At 70.8% G+C, this 17,123-nt stretch carries 12 protein-coding genes; 7 read left to right on the top strand and 5 right to left on the bottom strand.

Features of this window, described 5'->3' with window-relative positions; genetic code table 11:
• Nucleotides 1-34: 34 nt before the first annotated feature.
• Nucleotides 35-1,408, bottom strand: coding sequence for a dihydrolipoyl dehydrogenase (gene lpdA, locus BLT36_RS16295; protein WP_092096763.1), 1,374 nt, complete (start codon nucleotides 1,406-1,408; stop codon nucleotides 35-37).
• A gap of 154 nt (nucleotides 1,409-1,562) precedes the next feature.
• A complete protein-coding gene (locus BLT36_RS16290) occupies nucleotides 1,563-3,044 on the bottom strand; it encodes a leucyl aminopeptidase (protein WP_092096761.1) in 1,482 nt (493 codons plus the stop codon).
• 75 nt (nucleotides 3,045-3,119) lie between these two features.
• On the opposite strand from BLT36_RS16290, the gene BLT36_RS16285 reads away from it, so the two are divergent.
• The 5 genes from BLT36_RS16285 to BLT36_RS16265 all read left to right on the top strand — a co-directional run bounded on the left by BLT36_RS16285 (nucleotide 3,120) and on the right by BLT36_RS16265 (nucleotide 9,016).
• Entirely contained in the window at nucleotides 3,120-4,052 is a 933-nt protein-coding gene (locus BLT36_RS16285) for a proteasome assembly chaperone family protein (protein WP_092096760.1), read from the top strand.
• A 141-nt stretch (nucleotides 4,053-4,193) separates the two neighbouring features.
• Nucleotides 4,194-5,519 carry an MFS transporter gene (locus BLT36_RS16280; RefSeq protein WP_092096758.1) on the top strand — a complete coding sequence of 442 codons (1,326 nt, stop codon included), beginning with the start codon at nucleotides 4,194-4,196 and terminating at the stop codon, nucleotides 5,517-5,519.
• 192 nt (nucleotides 5,520-5,711) lie between these two features.
• Nucleotides 5,712-6,980 (top strand): RNA polymerase sigma factor, encoded by a 1,269-nt coding sequence (locus tag BLT36_RS16275; RefSeq protein ID WP_092096757.1) that lies wholly within the window; start codon nucleotides 5,712-5,714, stop codon nucleotides 6,978-6,980.
• A 6-nt stretch (nucleotides 6,981-6,986) separates the two neighbouring features.
• Complete coding sequence (locus BLT36_RS16270; RefSeq protein ID WP_092096755.1) at nucleotides 6,987-8,246, top strand: MurT ligase domain-containing protein; 1,260 nt, start codon at nucleotides 6,987-6,989, stop codon at nucleotides 8,244-8,246.
• Nucleotides 8,243-9,016, top strand: a complete 774-nt coding sequence (locus tag BLT36_RS16265) for a type 1 glutamine amidotransferase (protein ID WP_092096754.1) — start codon at nucleotides 8,243-8,245, stop codon at nucleotides 9,014-9,016. Before BLT36_RS16270 ends, BLT36_RS16265 begins: the two co-directional genes overlap by 4 nt.
• 100 nt (nucleotides 9,017-9,116) lie before the next feature.
• On the opposite strand, the gene BLT36_RS16260 is transcribed toward BLT36_RS16265, so the two are convergent.
• Nucleotides 9,117-9,341 (bottom strand): DUF7455 domain-containing protein, encoded by a 225-nt coding sequence (locus tag BLT36_RS16260; RefSeq protein WP_092096752.1) that lies wholly within the window; start codon nucleotides 9,339-9,341, stop codon nucleotides 9,117-9,119.
• Between the two features lie 169 nt (nucleotides 9,342-9,510).
• On the opposite strand from BLT36_RS16260, the gene BLT36_RS16255 reads away from it, so the two are divergent.
• Nucleotides 9,511-11,637 carry a DNA gyrase/topoisomerase IV subunit B gene (locus BLT36_RS16255; protein ID WP_092096750.1) on the top strand — a complete coding sequence of 709 codons (2,127 nt, stop codon included), beginning with the start codon at nucleotides 9,511-9,513 and terminating at the stop codon, nucleotides 11,635-11,637.
• A gap of 550 nt (nucleotides 11,638-12,187) precedes the next feature.
• On the opposite strand, the gene BLT36_RS16250 is transcribed toward BLT36_RS16255, so the two are convergent.
• The gene (locus BLT36_RS16250) at nucleotides 12,188-14,674 is read right to left on the bottom strand and encodes a DNA gyrase/topoisomerase IV subunit A (protein ID WP_092096749.1); all 2,487 of its coding nucleotides are present in this window, start codon (nucleotides 14,672-14,674) and stop codon (nucleotides 12,188-12,190) included.
• Between the two features lie 26 nt (nucleotides 14,675-14,700).
• Here BLT36_RS16250 and BLT36_RS16245 point away from each other — a divergent pair, with 26 nt between their 5' ends.
• Nucleotides 14,701-15,867, top strand: a complete 1,167-nt coding sequence (locus tag BLT36_RS16245) for an alkaline phosphatase family protein (protein WP_092096747.1) — start codon at nucleotides 14,701-14,703, stop codon at nucleotides 15,865-15,867.
• Nucleotides 15,868-15,928: 61 nt separating this feature from the next.
• Here BLT36_RS16245 and sepH read toward each other — a convergent pair whose 3' ends face one another.
• Nucleotides 15,929-16,948 carry a septation protein SepH gene (gene sepH, locus BLT36_RS16240; protein WP_175529694.1) on the bottom strand — a complete coding sequence of 340 codons (1,020 nt, stop codon included), beginning with the start codon at nucleotides 16,946-16,948 and terminating at the stop codon, nucleotides 15,929-15,931.
• Between the last annotated feature and the right edge of the window lie 175 nt (nucleotides 16,949-17,123).

The raw sequence follows: 17,123 nt of genomic DNA, 5'->3' as shown, positions 1-17,123 counted from the left end.
TCGCAGGGGTGGTTCGTGGTGGTGGTCATGGTGTTCACAGGGCGTGCAGCGGCTTGCCCGCGAGGTGCAGGAACGCCTCGCCGAGCGCTTCGTTCTGCGTCGGGTGTGCGTGGATGAGCGGAGCGATGTCCTCTGGGTAGGCCTCCCAGTTCACGGCGAGCTGTGCCTCGCCGATGAGCTCGCCGACCCGGGCGCCGATCATGCTGACGCCCACGACCGGACCGTCGACGACGCGGACGACCTTGACCGAACCCGCGGTGCCGATGATGTGGCTCTTGCCGTTGCCGGCGAGGTTGTACTCGTACGAGTCCACCTTGTCGGCGCCGTACTCGGCCTCGGCCTTGGCCTGCGAGAGACCGACCGAAGCGACTTCGGGGTCGGAGTACGTGATCTTCGGGATGTTCTTGTCCTCGATGACCACCGGGTTGAGACCGGCGATCTCCTCGGCGACGAAGATGCCCTGCTGGAAGCCGCGGTGCGCGAGCTGCAGGCCGGGGACGATGTCGCCGACGGCGTACACGTTCGGGACGTTCGTCGCGAGGCGCTCGTTCGTGGTGACGTACCCGCGGTCCATCGCGACGCCGACCTCGTCGTAGCCGACGTTCTGCGTGACGGGGCCACGGCCGACCGCGACGAGCAGGATGTCGCCGTCGAAGGTCTTGCCGTCCTCGAGGGTGACGACGACGCCGTTCTCGTGCTGCTCGACGCCCTGGAAGCGGACACCGAGCGAGAACTGGATGCCGCGCTTGCGGAACGCACGCTCGAGCTGCTTCGACATCGACTCGTCCTCGGCGGGGACCAGGTGCGGGAGCGCCTCGACGATGGTGACCTCGGCGCCGAAGGACTTCCAGACGCTGGCGAACTCGACGCCGATCACGCCGCCGCCGAGGATGACGACCTTGTTCGGGACGTAGTCCATGCGGAGCGCGGTCTCGGAGGTGATCACCCGACCACCGATCTCGAGCCCGGGGAGCGACTTCGAGTAGGAACCCGTCGCCAGGACGATGTTCTTGCCCGTCACGGTCTGCTCGCCGACCTGCACGGTGTTCTGCGAGGTGAGACGACCCCAGCCTTCGACGACGGTGATGCCGCGGGCCTTGATGAGGCCCTGCAGGCCCTTGTACTTGGAGTTGATGACGCCCTGCTGGTACTCGATGACCTTCGGGACCTCCACGCCGGCGAACTCGGCGATGACGCCGTACTTCTCGGCGTCACGGGTGCCGTCGGCGATCTCGGCCGCGTGCAGCAGCGCCTTGGTCGGGATGCAGCCGCGGTGCAGGCACGTCCCCCCGAGCTTGTCTCCCTCGATGAGCGCGACGCTCATCCCGAGCTCGGCGGCCCGGAGCGCAGCAGCGTAGCCACCACTGCCGCCACCGAGGACCACGACGTCGTAAGTCTGTTCCGTCACCTGGTGCAACTCCCTCGTGCGTGTCGGGGCCGATCGGACCCCACTGGACACCGCGGCGGCGGCGTCCGACGGTCGGACCGCATGGTTCCGGTCCCGTCCCGTTGGTTTGCGGTGGGGGCACGTCGAACGCGCTGCCCCACCGCACCCAAACCTACTACTTGGCCTGGAGCTCTTCTGCGAGTGCGATGAGCGTCCGGACCATCACGCCGGTGGCGCCCTTGCCGAGCCACCCGTAGCCGCCGCCCTTGTTCTCCGACGGACCGGCGATGTCGAGGTGCGCCCAGGGGATGCCCTCGCCGACGAAGCGCTCCAGGAACTTGCCCGCGAGCAGCATCCCGCCCGCCGGGTTGCCGACCGTGGCGTTCACCATGTCGGCGACCTCGCTGGTGAGCCGGGCGTCGAGCTCCTCGGGGAGCGGCATCGGCCAGATCGGCTCGGCCTGTGCCTCGGCGACGGCACGGACGCGGGCGACGAGGTCGTCGCTGCCCATCAGGCCGGTGGTGCGGTCACCGAGCGCGACGACCTGTGCGCCGGTGAGCGTGGCGACGTCGACGATGGCGTCGGGCTCCTCGAGCGACGCGGCGGCCATGCCGTCACCGAGCACGAGGCGTCCCTCGGCGTCGGTGTTCGTCACCTCCACCGTCTTGCCGTTCTTCAGCGTGAGCACGTCGCCGGGGCGCGTCGCCGAACCGGACGGCATGTTCTCGGCGAGGCAGAGCCAGGCCGTCACGCGGACGTCGAGTCCGAGTCGCGCGGCGGCGACGGTCGCGGCGAGGACGGTCGCGGCACCGGTCATGTCGGTCTTCATGCCGAGCATCGAGCCGGCGGGCTTCAGCGAGAGGCCGCCCGAGTCGAACGTGATGCCCTTGCCGACGAGCGCGAGGTGCTTCTCGGCGCCCTCCGGTGCGTAGCGCACGACGACGAGGCGCGGCGGGCGAACGGAGCCGCGGCCGACGCCGGCGATGCCGCCGAAGCCCTGCTCCTCGAGCGCGGTCTCGTCGAGCACCTCGACGGTGAGCGGCAGGTCGTCGGTGAACGAGGACGCGACGTCCGCGACGTCCGACGGTCCGAGGTCGCCCGCGGCGGTGTTCACGAGGTCGCGCACGAGGGTCGCGGCGTCGGCGACGATCGCCGGACGGACCGTCGCGTCGTCCGCGACCGATGCGGGCGCGACGACCGACACGGCCTGGTCGCCCCGCGTGGGGCCGGTCGTGCCGGTGCCCTTGTGCCGGGTGAACGAGTACGCGCCGAGGGCCGCCCCCTCGAGTGCGGCCTCGACGAGTTCGGCCGAGTCGGTCGGCAGCGCGAGCGCGATCGACGACACGGTGGGGAGCTGGCGGACGGCGCTGCCCGCGGCGGAACGGATCGCGGCGGCGCCGGTGGCACTGCCGAGTCCGACGAGCGCGATGCCGGTGGCGGCCACGCCGGTCCCGGGCAGACGGACGAGCTGGTCCTTCGCGCCGGTGACGCCGATCGCGGCCAGGTCGAGGTCGGCCAGGGCGTCGACGGCCCCGGCTGCGCTCGGCGCGAGGCTCGCTGGGCCGCCGTCCGTTCCGGGTCGGACGCCGACGACGAGGACGTCGGCGGTGACGGTGTCGGGGGCGGAAGTCGTGGTGGAGAGCGTCGGTCGGACCATGCGCCAACCCTATCCAGCACCTGTTCGCTGTCGGCGTGGTGGTCGCGCACGGGGGACCGCGGTGCCCCGCCTAGCATGGGGACGGTGAACCACCCCGAGGAGCTCTACACCTTCGCCGAGGGCGCGCCGACCGTCCCTGCGGGGCTGCACCTGATCGCCGGCCTGACCGGCTTCGCCGACGCGGGGTCCGCCGTGGCCCAGGTGACGTCTGCAGTGCTCGAGGACCTCGAGACGGAGCTCGTCGCCGAGTTCGACCCCGACGTGCTGCTCGACTGGCGTGCGCGGCGTCCGGTGATCACCTTCGAGCACGACCACATCGCCGCCGTCGAACCGCCCCGGCTCGCGCTGCACCTGGTGCGCGACGAGCTCGGGCAGCCCTTCCTCTTCCTCTCCGGGTACGAGCCCGACTTCCAGTGGAACCGGTTCGTCCGTGCCGTCACCGACCTCGCCGACGAGCTCCAGGTCGCCGACACGACCTGGGTGCAGTCGATCCCGATGCCGGTCCCGCACACCCGCCCGATCAGCCTCACGGTCTCCGGCACGCGCGCGGACCTCGTCGAGCAGATGAGCGTCTGGAAGCCGGAGACGCAGGCGCCCGCGAACGTCCTGCACCTCGTCGAGTACCGGCTGTCCGAGCTCGGCAAGCAGGTCACCGGGCTCGTGCTGCTCGTCCCGCACTACCTCTCGGACACCGAGTTCCCGGACGCGGCCGTCGCCGCGCTGTCCGGCATCTCGTCGGCGACTGGCCTCATCTTCCCGTCCGACGCCCTCCGTGAAGAGGGGCGCGAGTTCCGCACGCGCGTCGACGAGCAGGTCGCCGGCAACGAGGAGCTGCAGCGCCTGGTCGGCGTCCTCGAGGAGCGCCACGACACGTACATGGAGGGCAACCCCATCGCCTCGCCGCTCACCGGCGTCGACGGGCAGGTCCCGACCGCGGACGCGATCGCGGCGGAGCTCGAGCGGTTCCTGGCGGACCGCCGACCGGACGGCGACGCGACCACGGACTGACCGCAGACGCGTGGCGGGGACGCGCCGCGCCTCCCGTCCGACCTGCTGGCGACCGCCTGGAGGCGCGACCCGCCTGTGCACACCGGTCGCGTTCTCCACAGCCTGATCCGGCGGCGGTGCCGCCCCCGCTAGCCTTGTCGGGTGAACTCACGGCGCGCTTTCCTCATCTGGGGCGTCGCGGTGCTCGCGTACGTCCTCGCCGTGGTGCAGCGGTCGTCGCTGGGGGTCTCCGGCGTCGACGCGCAGGACCGGTTCGCGGTCTCGGCAGCGGTCCTGTCGACCCTCGCGGTCGTGCAGATCGCCGTCTACGCGGGGCTGCAGATCCCGGTGGGCATCGCCCTCGACCGGGTGGGTCCGCGCAAGCTCGTGCTGCTCGGCGCCGCGCTGCTGGTGGTCGGACAGGCCGTCGTGGCCGTGTCACCCACGATCGGCCCGGCCATCGCCGGACGGGTGCTCGTCGGCGCGGGCGACGCGATGACCTTCATCTCGGTGATCCGCCTCGTGCCGATGTGGTTCAGCGGGCGGATCCTGCCGCAGATCTCGCAGTGGACCGGCAACCTCGGGCAGATCGGGCAGATCCTGTCCGCGTTCCCGTTCGCCGTCCTGCTGCACACCGCGGGCTGGACGCCGGCGTTCGGCGTGGCCGCTGCCGCCAGTGCCGTCGGGCTCGTGCTGGCGTTCGTCTTCGTGAAGAACGGCCCCGTGCACGTCCGCACCGACACCATCTCGCTACCGCTCCCGCACACCTGGGGCGCCGCCTTCCAGACCTTCGGGCACGCGCTCCGCCGTCCGGGCACGCAGCTCGGGTTCTGGTCGCACTACGTGACGCAGTCCTCCGGCACGGTGTTCTCGCTGCTGTGGGGGGTGCCGATGCTGCGCGGGCTGGGGTACTCGTCGTCCGAGGCCGCCGGCTTCCTCACCGTCATCGTCGTCACCGGCTTCGTCGTCGGTCCGGTGCTCGGCATCCTCTGCGCCCGGTTCCCGTTCCGCCGGTCGAACATCGTGCTCGGCATCGTGTTCGCACTGGCGGTGGTCTGGACGGCGATCCTTCTCTGGCCGGACCACCCGCCGACCTGGCTCCTGGTCGTCCTCGTCCTCGTGATGGGCATCGGCGGTCCGGGTTCCCTCATCGGGTTCGACTTCGCGCGCTCGTTCAACCCGGTCGGCTCGCTCGGCTCCGCGAACGGGGTCGTGAACGTCGGCGGGTTCCTGGCGGCCTTCGTGATGATGTTCCTCATCGGCACGGTCCTCGACATCGCGTCCGACGCCACCGGGCAGACCGTGTTCGCCTGGGCGAACTTCCGGCTCGCCCTCACCGTGCAGTACGTCGTGATCGGGATCGGCGTCGTGATGCTGCTCCACGCACGGCGCCGGACACGCCGTGAGATCCACGCCCAGGACGGAATACGGGTGGGTCCGCTGTGGGTTGCACTGGTTGCGCGCCTGCGGAAGCGGAGCGTGCAATAATGAGGTCGGACCCGTTCGGGCCTCCTGTGTCTCGGTGCTCTCCAGAGCGCCGCAGAAACCGGGGGACTTGACATGGGTCCTAGTGCTGCCCGGAACGGTAGGACCTGACGACACGGGAGACCGCGGCGCAGGCCCTGGGTGGCGAGGGAGGCCACGACCCCACGAACGTGGCACGACGAGAGAGGTGATCGCATGGCTGCCCGGAGCACGACGATCGATCCCACGAAGGACACCGAGCCCGAGGGCACCACGGCGGACGACGCCGCGGAGACCGAGGGGACGGCCGCGCCGAAGAAGCGCGCCACCACCAAGACCACCGCCAAGAAGGCCGCCCCGAAGAAGGCTGCCCCGAAGGCGAAGAAGAAGGCCGACGACGAGGACCTCGACGAGGAGACCCCGGTCGCCGAGGCCGACGTCGACGCCGCTGACGACACCGAGACGGACGAGAAGGACACCAAGCCCGACGCCGCCGCAGCGGTGGCCGCCGGTGCGCTCGTCATCTCCCAGTCGGACGACGACGAAGCGCCGGTGTACTCGACCACCATCACGGGTGCGACCGCCGACCCGGTGAAGGACTACCTCAAGCAGATCGGCAAGGTCGCCCTCCTCAACGCCGAGCAGGAGGTCGAGCTCGCGATGCGCATCGAGGCCGGCCTGTTCGCCGAGGACAAGCTGCAGCACTCGACCGGGCTCTCCAAGCCGGAAGAGCGCGAGCTCCGCTGGGTCGCCCGTGACGGTCAGCGTGCGAAGTCGCACCTGCTCGGCGCGAACCTCCGCCTGGTCGTCTCGCTCGCGAAGCGCTACACCGGCCGCGGCATGCAGTTCCTGGACCTCATCCAAGAGGGCAACCTCGGTCTGATCCGTGCGGTCGAGAAGTTCGACTACACCAAGGGCTTCAAGTTCTCGACGTACGCGACGTGGTGGATCCGTCAGGCGATCACCCGCGCCATGGCCGACCAGGCGCGCACCATCCGCATCCCGGTCCACATGGTCGAGGTCATCAACAAGCTGGCCCGCGTGCAGCGCCAGATGCTGCAGGACCTCGGTCGCGAACCCACTCCGGAAGAGCTCGCCCGCGAGCTCGACATGACCCCGGAGAAGGTCGTCGAGGTGCAGAAGTACGGCCGCGAGCCGATCTCGCTGCACACGCCCCTGGGCGAGGACGGCGACTCGGAGTTCGGTGACCTCATCGAGGACACCGAGGCGGTCGTGCCGGCCGACGCGGTGGGCTTCACGATGCTGCAGAAGCAGCTCGAGAGCCTGCTCGACTCCCTGTCCGAGCGCGAGGCGGGCGTCATCCGCATGCGCTTCGGCCTGGGTGACGGCCAGCCGAAGACCCTCGACCAGATCGGTGACACGTTCGGCGTGACGCGTGAGCGCATCCGTCAGATCGAGTCCAAGACGATGGCGAAGCTCCGCCACCCGTCGCGGTCGCAGTCGCTGCGCGACTACCTCGAGTAAGCCGGCATGCGCTTCTTCATCCCGATCCTGATCGGGCGGATCCTCCGTGCCCTCGCTCGTGCGCGGGGCGGCGGGTCCGCCTACCCGGGGTTCATCGTCCTGAAGCTCGTGCCGGACTTCCTGCAGCACGTGACGAAGCAGTTCCCGAACGGCGTCGTCTTCGTGCTCGGCTCGAACGGCAAGTCGACGACGACGCACATGATCTCGGACATCGTCCGGGCCCACGGGCTGCGGGTCTTCACGAACCCGTCCGGTGCGAACCTGCCGCAGGGCATCGCGTCGGCGTTGCTGTCCGAGGTGTCGCTGACCGGCCGACTCAAGGCCGACATCGGCATCCTCGAGGTCGACGAGGCCTTCGCGGTCGAGCTCGCCGGCATCCTGTCGCCGTCCACGGTGACGATGCTCAACGTGCAGGTCGACCAGCTCTACCGGTTCTTCGAGACCGAGCGCGTGGCCACGATGATGCTCGACACGGCGGCACTGTCGACCGCGAACGTCATCACGAACCACGACGACCAGTTCCTCGACGCGTACACCGCGGTCGACGGGCAGCACGTCCTCCGCTTCGGCGCGAGCGACGAGGTCATCGCCGCGGCCCCGAACGGCCTGCAGAACGCGGACTCGTTCGGCGGGGGAGCGCGCACGCAGACCGCGGCCGACGCCGAGGTCGTCGCCCACACCGGCGACGGTGCGACGATCCGGTTCGCCGGTGCCGAGATCCCGGTGCGCCTGCCCGCGCGCGGCCTGCACTACGCGGTCGACGCGGCTGCCGCCACGGCGACGGCCAGTGCCGCGCTCGGTGCGCAGTTCCGCGCCGACGCCGTCACGAAGGCCTTCGGCACGATGAAGCCGGCGTACGGCCGCGGTGAGCGGCTGCCCATCGCGGGCGAGTCCGCCGAGTTCACGATGTTCAAGAACGCCGCCAGCCTCCAGCTCAACCTCGACGCGCTGCCGGACCACCCCGAGCAGGTCCTCATGGCGATCGACGAGGGCACGCCGGACATCTCGTGGATCTACGACATCGACTTCTCGAAGCTCGACCACGTGGACGTCGTCTCCGGTGACAAGGCGTGGCAGATCGCGATCGCGCTCGAGCACGCCGGTGTCCGCATCGGACGCGTCGAGCCCGACGTCGAAGCGGCGATCAAGCACATGGAGCAGCTCGGCGCCACGACCCGCGGCACGAAGAACTTCATCGTCAACTACGAGATCATGATGATCGCCCGCAAGGCCCTCGGCCACCCGGACATGGAGAAGACCGCATGACGGCCGAACGGCTGACCATCCTGCACGTCTACCCCCGGCAGATGGGTGTGTCGGGCGACCGCGGCAACGTCGCGGCACTCGTCCGCCGCGCTGCCGCTGCGGACATCGACACCGAGGTGCTCGAGTACGCGCCCGGCGACACCCTGCCCACCGCGGCCGACGTCGTGGTCATCGGCAACGGACCGCTCAGCGCGATGCGGTCACTCGGTGCCGACGTGGCCCGGATCGGGGCACCCCTCCGCGAGTTCGCGGCCGCCGGTGTGCCGGTCGTCGCGGTCGGCGGCGGGTTCGACCTGGCCACGAACGAGGTCGTCCCCACCGAGGGTTCGGCCGTGTCCGGCTTCGGGGTGTTCGACGCCCGTGCCGTCCGAGGCGCAGAGCGTCGCGTGAACTACTTCGTCCTCGACACCCGCTACCCGCTCCTGCCCGGGGCGCCCACGCGTCTCGCGGGCTTCGAGGACCACGCCACGACGATCGAACTCGGCGCCGGCGTCCAGCCGTTCGCCGACGTCGTGTCCGGCGGTGGCAACCAGGCCGGTGCTCCGGTCGAGGGTGCGATCGTCGGGAACTCGTTCGGCACGCACACGCAGGGTCCGATCCTGCCGCTCAACCCGCAGCTCACCGACGGCGTCCTCGCCGCGGCCACCGCGCGGCTCGGCCGCGAGTACGCGCCGGACCCGGAGCGCACCGCGAGCATCGACCGGTACGCGCGCGAAGCGCGGGCCACCGTCGACCGCTACGTCGACAAGGCGTTCAAGCGGATCGCCTGACGCTCGTCGGGTCGCGCCGCGGATGTCGGTCGCGACCGACAGCAAGACGGGAGGCGCGGTGCCAGCTGGCACCGCGCCTCCCGTCTCGCTGTTGGTCGGTCTACTTCGACTCGTAGAGTCGGCTGCTCTCGTCGTGCCACTCGATGGCGGTCGCCGCGAGCTTGTCCTTGAACTCTGCTCCGTGGTGGGCGCAGAAGAACAGCTCGCCGGAAGCCATGGTGGCTCGGATGTAGGCCTGCGCCCCGCAGCTGTCGCAGCGGTCAGCAGCGGTGAGCTGGTTGCTGCCGATTTCGTCGATGGAGAGGTCCTGCACGGTCTGGGTCATTGCTGTGCTCCTCACGGATCGCAGGTGGTGCCGGGTTGGTCCACCTATTTCAACACGTGATGCCTGAGAGTCATGCATTGTCAGTGGTCCATTTCGCTCAGCGCGGATCGGCTGCCCCCAGTCCGAGTGTCCGGCGGGTGGTGTCGGCGGTGCTCGCTAGCATCGGAAGGTGAGCTCCGACTACTCCGCACGCCATCTCTCCGTCCTCGAAGGGCTCGAGGCGGTCCGGAAGCGCCCGGGCATGTACATCGGGTCGACGGACTCCCGGGGCCTCATGCACTGTCTGTGGGAGATCATCGACAACTCGGTCGACGAAGCGCTTGCCGGACACGGTGACGAGATCGGCGTCGTGCTCCACGCGGACGGCTCGGTCGAAGTCCGGGACACCGCGCGCGGCATCCCCGTCGACGTGGAACCGAAGACCGGACTGACCGGGGTCGAGGTCGTCTTCACGAAGCTCCACGCCGGCGGCAAGTTCGGGTCCGGTTCGTACGCTGCCTCGGGTGGCCTGCACGGCGTCGGTGCCTCCGTCGTGAACGCCCTGTCCGAGCGTCTCGACGTCGAGGTCGACCGCGGCGGCAAGACCTACGCGATGTCGTTCCACCGCGGCGAGCCGGGCGTGTTCGACGACGCGAAGGGCATCGGTCCGGACGCGCCGTTCTCGCCGTTCACCTCGGGCAGCGAGCTCCGCGTCGTGGGCAAGGTCAAGAAGGGCGTCACCGGCTCGCGGATCCGGTACTGGGCGGACCGGCAGATCTTCACCGCCGACGCGAAGTTCAGCACGAGCGACCTCGTGAGCCGTGCACGCCAGACCGCGTTCCTCGTCCCCGGGCTCGGCCTCACCATCACCGATGCCCGCCCCGCGTCGATCCAGGCCGCGGCCGACCGCGCCGAGGCCACCGGCACTCCGGTCGCCGCCGGTCCCGTGGTCGAGCGCTTCCGGTACGAGGGCGGCATCGGCGAGTTCGTCGAACACCTCGCCGTCGACTCCGCCGTCACCGACGTCTGGCGCATCCAGGGCACCGGCACGTTCACCGAGACCGTCCCGATGCTCGACGACAAGGGCCACATGGTGTCCACGTCCGTCGACCGCGAATGCGAGGTCGACCTCGCGCTCCGCTGGGGCAGCGGCTACGAGACCGTGTTCCGCAGCTTCGTCAACATCATCGCGACGCCCAAGGGCGGCACACACCAGGCAGGGTTCGAGTCCGGCGTGATCAAGGCCGTCCGCGCCCAGGTCGAGGCGAACGCCCGCAAGCTCAAGGTCGGACAGGACAAGCTCGAGAAGGACGACGTGCTCGCCGGCATGACCGCCGTGCTCACCGTCCGACTGCCCGAGCCGCAGTTCGAGGGACAGACGAAGGAGATCCTCGGGACCCCGGCGGTCCGGAAGATCGTCGACCAGGTGGTGTCGAAGCGCCTCACCGAGATCCTCACCTCGACGCAGCGCACCGAGAAGGCCCAGGCAGCGACCCTGCTCGAGAAGGTCGTCGCCGAGATGAAGACCCGCATCTCGGCCCGCGCGCACAAGGAGACCCAGCGCCGCAAGAACGCGCTCGAGAACTCCTCGCTGCCGACCAAGCTCGCGGACTGCCGCTCACAGGACACCGACGGCACGGAGCTCTTCATCGTCGAGGGCGACTCCGCGCTCGGCACCGCGAAGCTCGCGCGCAACAGCGAGTACCAGGCGCTGCTGCCGATCCGCGGCAAGATCCTCAACGTGCAGAAGGCGTCCGTGTCGGACATGCTCTCGAACGCCGAGTGCGCCTCGATCATCCAGGTCGTCGGCGCCGGGTCCGGCCGCACGTTCGACATCGAGCAAGCCCGCTACGGCAAGATCATCATCATGTCGGACGCCGACGTCGACGGTGCCCACATCCGTACGCTGCTGCTGACCCTGTTCTTCCGGTACATGCGGCCGATGATCGAGGAGGGCCGGGTGTTCGCCGCGGTCCCGCCGCTGCACCGGGTCGTCGTCATCAACCGTGGCAAGCCGAACGACACGCTGTACACCTACTCGGAGCAAGAGCTCCAGGCGGTCCTGAAGAAGCTCGAGAAGTCGGGCAAGAAGTACCAGGAGCCGATCCAGCGGTACAAGGGCCTCGGCGAGATGGACGCCGACCAGCTCGCGGAGACCACGATGGACCGGGCGCACCGGACGCTGCGGCGGGTGAAGGTGCCCGATGCCGAGAGCGCCGCGAAGGTCTTCGAGCTGCTGATGGGCAACGACGTGGCGCCGCGCAAGGAGTTCATCCTCGCGGGTGAGGGGCTCGACCGCGACCGCATCGACGCGTAGCGCGCGCGGCCGGCCCGCGTCTCGCGGCGAGCGGGTGGCCCGAGTCTCGCGGTCAGCGACTTGTCTCGGGCTGCGTGCTCCGAGTTCGGTCGCTCAGCCCGAGTCTCGCTGCCGCCGAAGCGACACCGCGCCGCCACCGTGCGTGGTCCGTCCCGCCGAAGCGCCACCGTGGCGCGACCGTGCGCGATCCGTGCCGCCGAAGCGACACCGTGGCGCGAACTGTTGGCGGACTTCTGTCGCTTCCGCGCTGGCGGACCGAGCGCTCCGGATGTGGCTGGCCCGCGCCTCCCGGCCAGCGAGTCTCGCGTTGGGCGACCGATCTCGGGTGCCGGACCGCGAACGATGTCGCTCAGGCCGAGTCTCGGTGCCGCCGAAGCGACACCGTGACGCCACCGTGTGGGGTCTGTACCGCCAACGCGACAGTGCCCCACGAACTGTTCGCGGGACACTGTCGCTTTCGCGAAAGGACGCCGGAGCACGTGGCCGGAGCGGGCGCCGGAGCACGACGCCGGAGCACGACGCCGGAGCGCGCCGCGCCGGCGCCGCGCGCCTACGCCTCGCCGGCCGTCCCGTCGAGCGCCGCAGCACTCCCGCCGATCGTGCCGATCACCGCGTCGAGGGGCGCTCCCGAGCCGTCGCGCTTCGAGAGCCAGTCCGGCAGCGTCCGCGCCGACCCGTCCGTCCCGACCGCGTGCGGCGGCGCGATGCCGGCCCACGCCACGGTGAGCCCGTCCTCGCCCTTGAGGAACGCGTGCGCCCGGACCCCCTGGGTCGCACGGCCCTTCGCCGGGAACTCGGACAGCGCGGAGACCTTGGCGCGTCCGGTGTCGGTGCCCGGCAGCGCTGAGGACGACGTCGACACGGTGGCCACCACGGCGTCGTCGGACGGCGCGACGGAGCCGAACCAGATCACCGACGCCCCGGCGGCCAGGGCCACGCCGGCGACACCGCCCGCGGGGAGCCCCTGGGGCCGGACGGCGGACGCCCCGAACCGGAGCAACTGCGCGTTCGAGGTGATGAACACGAGGTCGTCGGACTCCGGCGCCTGGGTCGCACCGACGATCGAGTCACCGGGCTTCAACCCGATGGCGACCATCTCGTCCTTGTCCGGCCAGGCTCCCGTGGTCACGCGCTTCACGATCCCCTGCGCGGTGCCGATCGCGAGGGAGTCCGGTGCCGCGGGGGACAGGTCCACGAGCGCGACGACGACCTCGCCGCGCGGGATGCCGAGGTACTCGGTGACCCGGACGCCGGCGTCGAGCCGGACCGAGGCCGGTGGGACTGCGGGCACGTCGACCGGCGAGAACCGCAGCACGCGTCCGGTCGAGGTGAGCGCGCCGACCTGTCCGCGCACCGTGGACACCACGGTGGAGCGGACGGCGTCGTGCTTGGACCGCTTCGGTACCCGGACGATGCCGAGGTCCGACGTGGGGATGTCCACCCGCACCAGGCGCCCGGTGGTCGAGAGCAGCACGCGGCACGGGGCGTCCGCGATCTGCAGCGACTCCGGGTCGACGGCGGCCTTCCGACCGCCGCGGACCGGTGCGTCGGCCTCGGTGAGGAGGGTGCGGCGCGGGGTGGCGAACCTGTCGGACACCTCGGTGAGCTCGAGCGCGACCTGGGCACGGAGCCGTTCGTCGGACCCGAGCAGTTCCTCGAGCGCGGCGATGTCGGCGAGCAGCTGGTCGCGTTCGGCCTCGAGCTCCATCCGCGAGAACTTCGTCAGGCGGCGGAGGCGCAGTTCGAGGATGTACTCGGCCTGCACCTCGGACAGGTCGAACACGTCCCGCAGCCGGTTGCGGGCGGCCTCGGAGTCGTCCGACGTGCGGATGACCTGGATGACCTCGTCGATGTCGAGGATCGCGATGAGGAGTCCCTCGACGAGGTGCAGCCGCTCGCGGCGCCGCGCCAGCCGGTACTCAGACCGCCGGGTGACGACCGACAGCCGGTGCTGCACGTAGACGTCGAGCAGCTCGCGCAGCCCGAGGGTGCGGGGCGACCCGCCGACCAGGGCGACGTTGTTGATGCCGAAGCCGTCCTCGAGCGGGGTGTGCTTGTAGAGCTGCTCGAGTACGGCGGTCGGGTTGAACCCGGACTTGATGCCGATCACGAGCCGGAGCCCGTGGTTGCGGTCGGTCAGGTCGTTGACGTCGGAGATGCCGACGAGCTTCTTCGCCTGGACACCGTCCTTGATCTTCTCGATCACGCGCTCGGGGCCGACCAGGTACGGCAGCTCGGTGACGACGAGTCCCATCTTGCGCGGGGTGAGGTTCTCGACGGCGACCTTCGCCCGGGTGCGGAACGAGCCGCGACCGCTGGCGTAGGCGTCGCGCACCCCGGAGAGCCCGACGATCGTGCCGCCGGAGGGCAGGTCCGGTCCGGGCACGAACTCCATGAGCTCCTCGAGCGAGGCATCGGGGTTCATGAGCAGGTGCTTCGCGGCCTCGACCACCTCGCCGAGGTTGTGCGGCGCCATGTTCGTCGCCATGCCGACCGCGATGCCCGACGCGCCGTTGACGAGCAGGTTCGGGAACGCCGCGGGCAGCACGCCGGGCTGCATGATCTGGTTGTCGTAGTTCGGGACGAAGTCGACGACGTCCTCGCCGAGGCCTTCGGTCATGGCCATCGACGGCTCGGCCAGGCGCGCCTCGGTGTACCGCGCGGCGGCGGGGCCGTCGTCGAGGGAGCCGAAGTTGCCGTGCCCGTCGACGAGCGGCACCCGCATCGTGAACGGCTGCGCCATGCGCACGAGTGCGTCGTAGATCGCGCCGTCGCCGTGCGGGTGCAGCTTGCCCATCACCTCGCCGGTGACGCGGGCGCTCTTGACGTGGCCCCGATCGGGCCGCAGCCCCATCTCCGACATCTGGTAGAGGATGCGCCGCTGGACCGGCTTCAGACCGTCGCGTGCGTCCGGGAGTGCCCGTGAGTAGATGACGGAGTACGCGTACTCGAGGAAGGAGCCCTGCATCTCCTCCGAGACGTCGACGTCCTCGATGCGTTCACCGTCGGGCAGGCCGACTGCTTCCGTGCGTGCCATGGCACCTTTCTGGGACACTGGGGGAGATGGGAACAAGCGTACCGACGGCCCCCGACGCCACCGCGAACCTCGCCGACGTCTTCCCGAGTTGCCTCGTCGCGCTCGGGGCTGCGGACGACGCGTGGTTGCGCACCACCGGACTGGAGGCGCGGATCACCCTCCGTCCCGCCCGTTCCGCGATCGTCGTGCTGGTCGACGGCCTGGGGGCCGGCGCACTGGCGGCCCGTGCGGGCCACGCGCGCTGGCTGACGGGTGCGAAGGGCAGCGGCACCGCCAAGCGCCTCCGCAGCGGCTTCCCCACGACGACGGCGGCCGCGCTGAGCACCCTGACGACCGGCCGGTCGCCCGGCACGCACGGCGTCGTCGGGTACAGCGGCTGGAACCCGGACACGGAGCAGGTCATGAACCTGCTCGGCGGCTGGGACACCGAGGTCCCGGCGGACTGGTTCCTCGCGACGACGCTCTTCACGCAGGCCGCGGCGCTCGGGGTGGACCCGGTCGTGGTCGGCCCGGCGCGGTACCGGTCGTCGGGCATGACGGCGAACGTCCTGGGCGGCGCCCGGTACGTCTCGGCGGACTCGATCCCGCAGCGGGTCGACGCCGCGCTGGCGGAGACGGCCTCGGGACGGTCCCTCGTGTACCTGTACGTGCCGGAGCTCGACTCGATCGGGCACAAGTCCGGCTGGCAGTCGGACCGCTGGACGGCCGCGCTCGAACTGCTCGACGGCGAGCTCACCCGGCTCGACGGCGCCTCCGCGGCCGACGTGGGGGTCCTCGTCACGGCGGACCACGGCGTCCTGGACGTGCCGGACCACGCGAACATCGCCATCGACCCGCTCCTGCTGGCGGACGTCGTCGGGGTCGCCGGGGACCCGCGCTGCCGTCAGCTGACCGTCGCCCCCGGGACCGACGTCCGGGGCCTCGTCGGGGCCTTCCGTGCGCGCTACGGCAAGAAGGCGTACGTCGCCAGCCGTGACGAGGCGATCGCGGCCGGCTGGTTCGGTCGGGTGTCGGACGAGGTCGTCCCGCGCATCGGCGACGTCGTGCTGGTGGCGCGCGGGTCGTGGGCGTTCAACGACGACCGGTCCCTCCGCGACGGCGAGCAGCCGAAGCGGATGATCGGACAGCACGGCGCGATGACGGACGAGGAGACGATGGTCCCGCTCCGACTGGCCGGGGCGTTCGCGCAGTAGCGCCCGGTCAGTCGCGCGGTTCGGTCAGGCCGCCGGGCCCCGTCGGGCCCGCCGGATCCGATCAGGCCGGGTCGTCGTCCGGACGGGTGCCGAAGACGATCTCGTCCCAGCTCGGCATCGAGCGGCGGTTCCGCTTCTTCCGCTCCTGGCGACCGGACTCGGCCTCGGGTGCGGAGGTGGGGCGTGCGTCCTGCTGCTGCTCGGCCTGGGCGGAGTCGTCGTCGAAGCCCTGCAGGGGGATGTCCACGACGCTGATCGAGGTGCCGCGCGGCTGCTCCTGCTGCTCGCCGAACGACGCGGCCTCACGCTCGCCACGACGGCGGCGCAGTGCCTCGAGGAGGTCGGCGGTCTCGTTGCCCGGCGCGCGTTCCTCGACCGAGGCGACGCCGATGCGGGGGAGCGGTGCACGGAGCGGGCGTTCCTGGACCTCGGGGTTCGTGACGTCCTCGTCCGGCTCGTCGACCCGGAAGGCACCGGAGTCGAAGCGGGTGCCGTCGGTGTCCTGCTGGTCGAACTCGACGGCACGGAGGCGGGGTGCGATGCCCTCGTCCTCGGTGTGCGACAGACGGTGCGCGTCGCCGTTGTCCGGCGTCAGCGTGGAGGTCTTCGGGTCGAAGCGCCACTGGGCGTCGTGCTCGACCTCGGCGGCCGTGTAGTGCACGCGCACCTGCCAGCCGCTCTCGACGTGCTTCCACGAGGCCCACGAGACTGCCGTGGCCTCGCCGGCCTCGAGCTTCGCGGTGATCGCCTCGCCGAAGGTGTCGGGGGACTCGTCGTCGACCGGCGTGACCGGGACGCGGTGGGCGGCGTCGAGGATGAACGCACGCTCGGCCAGGACGGGGCCCTCGAAGCGGCGGACGTACTCGACGTCGACGTCGAGCGCGGCGGCGACCTCGGCGGCGTCTGCTCCGCCGCGGATCCGGGCCTGCACGTCCTTGGGGGAGACCCGCTTGTGCGGACCGGACTCGGGGTTCGCCTGCCGGACCTGCCCCGGCAGCGACGAGGTCACGGGCAGCCGGAACTCGGTGCCGCCGTCGGTTGCGAGGAGGAGTGCCCCGGACTCCACTCCGATGACTCTCACGTCTTGCATGGTTCCGCCTTCCGAGCGTCGCGTACGGTGTGCGTCGTCCCCGAGGAGTATGCAACCGCCGCGGGGTGATCCGACGGAGGCGCACGGGCGTGCCGTGGACTCCCCGGAGAACGTTTCCGGTCGCGGGGAATAGCCGCGACGGGTGACGGGTTGCAGCGCCAGAACG

Origin of the sequence: Curtobacterium sp. UNCCL20, from assembly GCF_900101675.1 — a bacterium.
Taxonomy (GTDB): domain Bacteria; phylum Actinomycetota; class Actinomycetes; order Actinomycetales; family Microbacteriaceae; genus Curtobacterium.
Note: the sequence above shows the minus strand (reverse complement) of the source record. Positions and strands in the feature narration are given on the sequence as shown.

Excerpts from the sequence above, each read along its gene's own strand:
- BLT36_RS16290 (WP_092096761.1), bottom strand. The coding sequence starts at position 3,044 with ATGGTCCGACCGACGCTCTCCACCACGACTTCCGCCCCCGACACCGTC.
- BLT36_RS16285 (WP_092096760.1), top strand. The coding sequence starts at position 3,120 with ATGGGGACGGTGAACCACCCCGAGGAGCTCTACACCTTCGCCGAGGGC.
- BLT36_RS16275 (WP_092096757.1), top strand. The coding sequence starts at position 5,712 with ATGGCTGCCCGGAGCACGACGATCGATCCCACGAAGGACACCGAGCCC.
- BLT36_RS16270 (WP_092096755.1), top strand. The coding sequence starts at position 6,987 with ATGCGCTTCTTCATCCCGATCCTGATCGGGCGGATCCTCCGTGCCCTC.
- BLT36_RS16265 (WP_092096754.1), top strand. The coding sequence starts at position 8,243 with ATGACGGCCGAACGGCTGACCATCCTGCACGTCTACCCCCGGCAGATG.
- BLT36_RS16260 (WP_092096752.1), bottom strand. The coding sequence starts at position 9,341 with ATGACCCAGACCGTGCAGGACCTCTCCATCGACGAAATCGGCAGCAAC.
- BLT36_RS16250 (WP_092096749.1), bottom strand. The coding sequence starts at position 14,674 with ATGGCACGCACGGAAGCAGTCGGCCTGCCCGACGGTGAACGCATCGAG.
- BLT36_RS16245 (WP_092096747.1), top strand. The coding sequence starts at position 14,701 with ATGGGAACAAGCGTACCGACGGCCCCCGACGCCACCGCGAACCTCGCC.